The sequence below is a fragment of the Frankia nepalensis genome, from assembly GCF_016786325.1.
Taxonomy (GTDB): Bacteria; Actinomycetota; Actinomycetes; order Frankiales; family Frankiaceae; genus Pseudofrankia; species Pseudofrankia nepalensis.
The window spans coordinates 100,669-107,920 of record NZ_JADWYU010000082.1 but is presented as its reverse complement, the minus strand read 5'-3'; the positions used below and the strand labels follow the sequence as shown (position 1 = coordinate 107,920).

Here is a 7,252-nt window from a genome sequence, read left to right as displayed (position 1 = left end):
CCACCCGCGGGCGGCACCGGCGCCGTTTGGCCGTGGGGTGGGGCGCCGGAGGCCGGGCGCCGGGCGTCCGGCGCCGGCCGGTACACCGGGACGGGCGGCCCATCCAGGGACGAATTGGCCTGAACACCCCCGGGGTCGGGCCCCGGAGAACCGCCACCAGGCTGCACACTGTGGCGATGCCGGGATTGCTGTCGCCGTCCACCGCCGGTTTCCCCATCTTCGGCCTACTACCTGATCTTCTCGAGCCGCGCTGGCTGGAGCTGTGGGACACCCGGCGTCCTCGGTCGGAACAGGTCTGGCGCGTGGGCCTTGGGCACGGGGACGCCGCGCACCTCGGGCCCCGCGTGATCGTGACGACTGTGCCCCGGTTGCCGGAGACGCGGATCGGTGAGGCCCGCTATGGGCCGACGGTCGCCGACGACGCGATCGGCTGGGCCCAGCAGAGCATGCTGCACGCGGTCGCCCCGGAGTTTCCGCCGGACTCGCCGGATCGGCAGGAGTGGTGGCGCTACCAGCTCGAACTGGCCGGATGGCTGTCGGGCAACCTGGACGCCGAGGACTGGACGACTGTCTCCCTCTCGGTCGACGGCTGGGCGCTTCCCTTCCGGCTGAGGCGGCACGGCCCGGCCTGGGCGGCGTTCACCGAGATCGACACCGGATGGATCGCCATGGATGGCATCTACCTCGAGGCGACCGGCCTCGCGCTGGAGACCGTCCGCGTCGCCGACTACCTGCCGATGACGGTCTGAGCGACCGCGACGGCCGAACCGGGCGCCGCCTTGTTCTCACCGGGCCCGCCCGGCACGTTCGGACCGGGACCGCCGGCGCCTACCACCTGTCCGGGAGAGTCGCCGGCAGCGTGGCGGGCGGCGCGATGTGGTTTCCCTGGCCCAGCCGCACGCCGGTGGCGCGCAGGGTGTCCAGCTCCGCGTAGGTCTCGATGCCCTCGGCCAGCACATGTGCGCCGATCTCGTCCGCGACCTGGATGAGCGCGTTGGTGACGGCGCGGCGCGCGGGATCCGCGTCGATCCCATGAGTGAGGTAGCGGTCCATCTTCACGAGGTCGGGCCGCAGCGCCAGGAGCTGGGCCAGGCCGGCATACCCGGAGCCGACATCATCGGCCCCGATCCGCACGCCACGCGCCCGAACCTCGGCGAGCGTCTGGAACACCTCCGAACCGTCCTCGATCCGGTCATGCTCGGTGATCTCCAGTAGTAGTCGGCCTGGCTCGACATCGCAGATCAGCTCGACCAGATCCGGCCCGACCGTGCCAGGCGAGACGTTGACCGACATGAACATGTCGTCCGGCAGCCGCGGCAGGTCGGCGAGCGCGGCACGAACCGCGGTGAGCTCCAGTTCGAGGCCGAGCCCCACCGCCGCGGCGCCGGCGAACCATCGTTCCGGCTCGTTCGGCGCGCCATCGACGTCCGCGGCCTCGGGGAACCGCGCCAACGCCTCCGCGCCGACGACCCAGCCGCCGGCCGCGAGGTCCACGATCGGCTGATAGACCATCCTGGGGCCGCCGTCGTCGATGAGCTGGCTGATCCGGTCCCAGAAGGCGCTGCGCCGCTCCCAGACCCGGCGCAGGTCGGAGACCGAGTCGGAGATCATCTCGGAGACCAGCCGGATGAACCGCCGGTCACGTTCCTGCAGGTCGGGCCGCGCCTTGTGGGACATCGCGGTGAGCAGACCGTAGAACGCCCCGTCCCGCTCGAACACCGGCGCCGTCAGGTACGCGCCGGCCTGGAGCGCGTGGGTGATGGGCAGCGTGCGCGCGAGCTCGTGAGCGCGGACGTCCCGGAGGAAGTCCGGGAGCTCCCCCGAAATAACACGCGTGTAGTAGCTGGCCTCGCCGCGCAGTGTCGATCCGGGACCGATCCCGAACGACGGGCCGTCGCCGTCGAGCGCCTGGAGAACCACCCGGTCGCCGTCGGCCCTGGCGAGCCAGGTGACGTCCATGCCCAGCCGCAGCCGCAGCGCCTCGAGCATGTCGGTCACGGCACGATCGGGCGCCGGAACGTCCAGGACTGGCCCAAACGTCGCCTCACGGCTCCGGTTCCTGGGCACCACTCACCCCCCGGACAGCATGCCCAGGCACGCGGGCTCGCCACCCGCCCGCGCGGGACGGCCGACGAACCGGCACGCGCCCAGCTCCGGCCATACGACTTGGCGGCGCGCGTTCGCGCGCCGCCTGTAGTCGTCGGTGTACCGGTTCGCCGTCGCGTCCGACCGCCCTCGGGCCGCTGGCTGGTTGGCCAGGAGCCGACGCCGAGCGCGGCGGATCGATCAGACCAGGGACTGGGAGCGGGAGCCGGGATCCCCCGCCGGTTCCGTCCGCGGAACCGGCGGAGAGTTAGGTGCCCGGCCACCGGTCGCCATCCCGACCGGACCGGGCACCCCTCGAACCACTGAGCTTCACGGGCTACCGCCCGCTTGCGTCGCCCGCCGATCTACCTCCAGGCCCGCGCCGGCACCAAGGTGCCGGACAGCCGCGGTCCAGGTCTGGCGGATCGGTGGGCAGCGCGAACAAACCGCCGAGCCGGCTCGCCACATCGGCCGGTGATCTGACCCATGGCCCGATCACCGACACAGGGCAGGTTGGCGTGCCGCCCCGGACACCCACCCGTCGGTACCGCGCCTCCAGACGGGCCGCTCCTTCGTCCCGCGGGCGGAACGGCGGACAGCAGGCAAGCTGTCCGGCCGTTCCGTCCCGCGGGCCTTGGGCAACCCATCACGAGACGCAACTACCGAGCTGACCGTGCGCCTAGAGGTCGCCACCCATGTTGGGGACTCCCTTGAGCAGGGCGCGGACCTCCGCCTCCCGGTAGCGCCGATGGCCACCCAGAGTGCGGATTGACGTCAGCTTCCCAGCCTTGGCCCACCGGGTGACGGTCTTCGGGTCCACCCGAAACATCGTCGCCACCTCGGCCGGAGTCAGCAGGGGCTCGGCGTCCGGCGTTCTCGTCGTCATTGCGTTGGCCTCCCGTCACAGAGCGTCGCTCCGTCCCATACAGATCGTGCATCCTTCGGGGGCATTTCGGACATGGCACGTCGGGACCATCTGCTGACTAGTCACAGCTCGTCCGAAGAGAGCGACGACACAGAGTTAACGACCGCGATCAGCTCGCGGATTCCCGTGCCTGCAAGGGTCTCCAGCGGACCAGCACCCGCTCGTAGGCCTCGGTCGCACGGTCTGTTCGCCCTTGGCGTAACGCGCGCACCGCCTCGGCGAGGTCCTCCACCGAGTTGTCCCGGCGCAGCACGTCGTCGTCGAGCAGGTCCACCAGGCCGTCGTAGTCCAGCTCGATCCGGCTGCGCGGATGGAACGAGTCGAGCCAACGGGACAGGTCGGTCACACCTTCGGAAGCCGACGAGTCCGGCATGACCGTGCGCATCGCGGCCAATGCCTCGGTCGCCTCGGCGATCCGCCGCCGCGCCAGCCCGATCTCCGTCCGGTAGATCATGGAACGCTCGGCCGCGTCCCCGGTGACCAGCAGCCGCTCGGACGGGTCGAAGAGCAGGAACCACTGCGAGGGCACCGACCAGGTCGAGGACTGGATGTGCACCTTCAGCTCCGGCCGGCGGGCCCGCCACCGGTCCAGCTCGGTCTCGGCCGGGTCGACGATCCGCCGGGGCAGGAACACCTCGGCGATCCGCTCGGGCATCCCGCCGCGGAACTCCAGCGCCGCCTGCCACACCCGCAGCTGGGTCGACCAGGGGCAGACGAACATCAGACCGTCCACCACCTGCACGAACGCGGACTCGCCGGCGACGTCGAGGGTCGGGCGGACCGCCGCGACGAGCGCGACCATCCGCTCACGGCGGGTGCCCGCGCGCCGGGAGGGCGGGGCGGTGGCCGCGAAGCGCTGCCAGCGCAGCCGCTCCGCGGGTGAGAACGCGGCAAGCGGCTCATAGACCCGCAGGTAAGCCGCCGGAGAGACCACAGGCACCTTCATCCCCCCTCCCCCGCCCGATCCGCCGACGGAAGGCTATCCCGTAAGTCCGGACGGATGGCACCGCTGGGGCAGGCATAGCGCGGGCGGCCACCGGCTTGGCCGTCCGGAGTCCTCCGCCCGTCATGGCGGCATTTGGGCTGTTCAGCGCGAGGTTCGCGGCGCCGTGGACCGGATGGGGCGACGATGTCGAGCAACGCCCGGTCCCGCCTCGGTCTTCCTCATTCCTAGCTGGCCGACCGGCGCCATTCCTGGCTGGCCGACCGGCACCGCGACCCGGCCGACCAGTGGCCCTGGCGAGCGGCCAGGCGGCGAGCGCTGGCCCGGCGGGTCGGCGAGGGCGGGCCGTAGGGTGCGGACATGACAAAGGCGTCCGCGGTCGAGCCAGGCACGGGCGGAGAGCCGGAGGTCGTCTCCAGCGTCTTCGACGCCGGTGTCGAGCACGAACAGGTGGTCTTCTGCTCGGACCCCACCTCGGGACTGCGCGCGATCATCGCCATCTACTCGACCGCGCTCGGGCCGTCGCTCGGCGGCACCAGGTTCCGCGCCTACCCGAACGAATCGGCCGCGCTCGCCGACGCGCTCGCGCTGTCGAAGGCGATGGCCTACAAGGCGGCCTGCGCCGGCCTCGACCTCGGCGGCGGCAAGGCCGTCATCATCGGCGACCCGGCCGAGGTCTCCTCCGAGGCGCTGCTGCGGGCCTACGGCAGATTCGTCGCCTCGCTCGGCGGGCGTTACATCACCGCGTGCGACGTCGGCACGTTCCCGGCGGACATGGACGTGGTCGCCCGCGAGACCCGCTGGGTCGTCGGGCGCTCGCCAGCCCACGGCGGATCCGGCGACTCCGGGGTCCTGACCGCGTACGGCGTCTTCGAGGGGATGCGGGCCTGCGCGGCGCGGCTGTGGGGTGACCCGAGCCTGGCCGGGCGGACCGTGGCGGTCAGCGGCGTCGGCAAGGTGGGCTCCCGACTGGTCGGGCATCTGATCGAGGACGGGGCGTCCGTCCTCGCGACCGACGTCGACCCGGCGGCGCTGCGCCGGCTGCGCGAGCGTTACCCGGAGGTGACGGTCGTCGACGATCCGGCGGCGCTTCCCGGCATGCCCGCCGACGTGTTCTCGCCGTGCGCGCTGGGCGGCGCGCTCACCGACTCGGTGGTCGGCCGGCTGCGCGCGCGGGTGGTCTGTGGCGGAGCCAACAACCAGCTGGCCCATCCGGGCATCGACAAGCTGTTGACCGAGGCCGGGATCCTGTATGCGCCGGACTTCGTCGTGAACGCCGGCGGGCTGATCCAGGTCGCCGACGAGATCGAGGGCTACCACCCCGAAAGGGCCAAGGCGGCCGCGGCTCGCATCTTCCGCACGACGCAGGCGGTCTTCGAACTGGCCGACGCGGAGGGACAGACCCCGGCGGCCGCGGCGGCCACGCTGGCTGAACGTCGGATCGCCGGCATCGGCCGGTTGCGCCGCATCCTCCTTCCATAACGCGGCCAGCCGCCGCCAGGCGCGGTCAGGCGCCTCCCTCACCCTCCGGACGCCGCTCAGCCCAGGTCTCCAGGCGACAGCGCCAGACCACGCACGCGCACACCGCCGACCCCAGACCAGGCAGTTCGGGCGCCCAGCGCCCGGCAGGTGAGGCGCGAGCGGCGCGAGCGGCGCGCCTTCGAGCGACCACCCCGGGCAACTGTCGGGTTGGCGTGCCGACCGGCCCGCGATCCCTGTAGTCTCGGTAAGCACGAGACAGTAAGAGCACCGGGGCGGGTCCCCGTCGTCATGTTCGAGGGGGTCGAGCCATGGGGCGCGGCCGAGCGAAGGCCAAGCAGACGAAAGTCGCCCGCGAGCTCAAGTACAACTCGCCGTCGATGGATCTCGACCGTCTGAAGAGGGATCTGGGCGTCTCCGGGTCGACCACGCAGGAAACCGGCGAGGACGAAGATCAGTACGCGGACGACGACTACGACGACTACAGCGCATACCTCGATGACGACGAAGAAGACGAAGAAGACCGTCGTTCCTCGCGCTAGTACGTCGCTTATGTCGCTCGGCTGCCAGCGGCCCCGCCGCGGCGGCTCGACACTCCGCAAGGATCAGCCGCAAGGATCAGCGGGGCCGCGCCCGGCCGACCCTTGCGGCTAAGGCATGTTCTACGCGTGCGAGCCGACGAGGCGGGCCGTGAGCGGCGACTCGTCGGCGGGGTCGGCCGTCGTGACGCGACCGGCAAGCCAGGCGGGTACCCCGCGCGCGGCCAGCAGCGCGAGGGCGTCGTCGACCGCCGACGGGGCGACGACGGCAACCATGCCGACCCCCTGGTTGAAGGTGTGCTCCATCTCGGTCAACGGGATCCGGCCGCGCTCAGCCAACAGAGCGAAGATCGGTGACGGCGCCCAGGTGGCCCGGTCGAGGACGGCCGACAGCCCGGCGGGGATCACCCTGGCCAGGTTCGCCGCGAGCCCGCCGCCCGTGATGTGCGCGAACGCGCGCACCTCGGCCGCGGCGGCGAGCGCCAGGCAGTCCTTCGCGTAGATCCGGGTCGGGGTGAGCAGCGCCGCGCCCAGCGTGGTGCCCAGCGTCGGCTCCTCGCGGCGCAGCGCCTCCTGGCCCGCCGGCCCGATCCCGCCCGGGTGGCCCTCCTCGGCCGCCCCGAACAGCACATGGCGCACCAGCGAGAACCCGTTGGAGTGCACCCCTGAGGACGCCATCGCGATCAGCGCGTCGCCGGGCCGCACCCGTTCCGGGCCCAGGACCTCGTCCGCCTCGACGACGCCCACCCCGGTCGCGGCCAGGTCGTAGTCGTCGGCGCCCATCAGGCCCGGGTGCTCGGCGGTCTCTCCGCCGACGAGCGCGCAGCCCGCCTGCTCGCAGCCGCTCGCGATGCCCGAGACCAGCAGCTCCACCCGGCGTGGGTCCAGCGACCCGCAGGCGATGTAGTCCAGCAGGAACAGCGGCTCCGCGCCGCAGACGACCAGGTCGTCGACGACCATCGCCACCAGGTCCACGCCGACCGTGTCGTGCACGTCCATCGCCCGCGCAAGGGCGATCTTGGTTCCGACCCCGTCCGTGGACGAGGCGAGCAGCGGCCGCTTGTAACGGCTGGTGTCCAGGGCGAACAGGCCCGCGAACCCGCCGAGCGAGCCGACCACCTCGGGCCGGGTGGCCCGCGCCACGTGGCCGCGCATCGCCTCGACGGCCCGTTCCCCGGCCGCCACGTCCACGCCGGCGGCCCGGTAGGACGCCCCACCCGGACCGGAGTCCGGGCCACCGGGGTGTCGGCCGCCGGCCGCCTTCCCTGCCGCGCTCATGAC

7 protein-coding genes are annotated in these 7,252 nt (G+C 72.4%); 3 read left to right on the top strand and 4 right to left on the bottom strand.

What is annotated here, in order from left to right; genetic code table 11:
- Window positions 1-176: 176 nt before the first annotated feature.
- Entirely contained in the window at window positions 177-749 is a 573-nt protein-coding gene (locus I6A81_RS03810) for a hypothetical protein (protein ID WP_238428067.1), read from the top strand.
- 79 nt (window positions 750-828) lie between these two features.
- Here the strand turns inward: I6A81_RS03810 and I6A81_RS03805 are convergent, their stop codons facing one another.
- The 3 genes from I6A81_RS03805 to I6A81_RS03795 all read right to left on the bottom strand — a co-directional run bounded on the left by I6A81_RS03805 (window position 829) and on the right by I6A81_RS03795 (window position 3,950).
- Window positions 829-1,989, bottom strand: a complete 1,161-nt coding sequence (locus tag I6A81_RS03805) for an EAL domain-containing protein (RefSeq protein WP_202999048.1) — start codon at window positions 1,987-1,989, stop codon at window positions 829-831.
- A gap of 775 nt (window positions 1,990-2,764) precedes the next feature.
- Window positions 2,765-2,971 carry a developmental transcriptional regulator BldC gene (bldC, locus tag I6A81_RS03800; RefSeq protein WP_007515517.1) on the bottom strand — a complete coding sequence of 69 codons (207 nt, stop codon included), beginning with the start codon at window positions 2,969-2,971 and terminating at the stop codon, window positions 2,765-2,767.
- A 148-nt stretch (window positions 2,972-3,119) separates the two neighbouring features.
- Window positions 3,120-3,950 carry a hypothetical protein gene (locus I6A81_RS03795; protein ID WP_202999050.1) on the bottom strand — a complete coding sequence of 277 codons (831 nt, stop codon included), beginning with the start codon at window positions 3,948-3,950 and terminating at the stop codon, window positions 3,120-3,122.
- A gap of 363 nt (window positions 3,951-4,313) precedes the next feature.
- Here I6A81_RS03795 and I6A81_RS03790 point away from each other — a divergent pair, with 363 nt between their 5' ends.
- Both I6A81_RS03790 and I6A81_RS03785 read left to right on the top strand, forming a co-directional pair.
- A complete protein-coding gene (locus I6A81_RS03790; RefSeq protein ID WP_202999026.1) occupies window positions 4,314-5,435 on the top strand; it encodes a Glu/Leu/Phe/Val family dehydrogenase in 1,122 nt (373 codons plus the stop codon).
- Between the two features lie 308 nt (window positions 5,436-5,743).
- Window positions 5,744-5,974 carry a DUF3073 domain-containing protein gene (locus tag I6A81_RS03785; protein WP_202999028.1) on the top strand — a complete coding sequence of 77 codons (231 nt, stop codon included), beginning with the start codon at window positions 5,744-5,746 and terminating at the stop codon, window positions 5,972-5,974.
- Between the two features lie 120 nt (window positions 5,975-6,094).
- Here I6A81_RS03785 and purM read toward each other — a convergent pair whose 3' ends face one another.
- A complete protein-coding gene (gene purM, locus I6A81_RS03780; RefSeq protein ID WP_202999052.1) occupies window positions 6,095-7,249 on the bottom strand; it encodes a phosphoribosylformylglycinamidine cyclo-ligase in 1,155 nt (384 codons plus the stop codon).
- Window positions 7,250-7,252 lie beyond the last annotated feature (3 nt).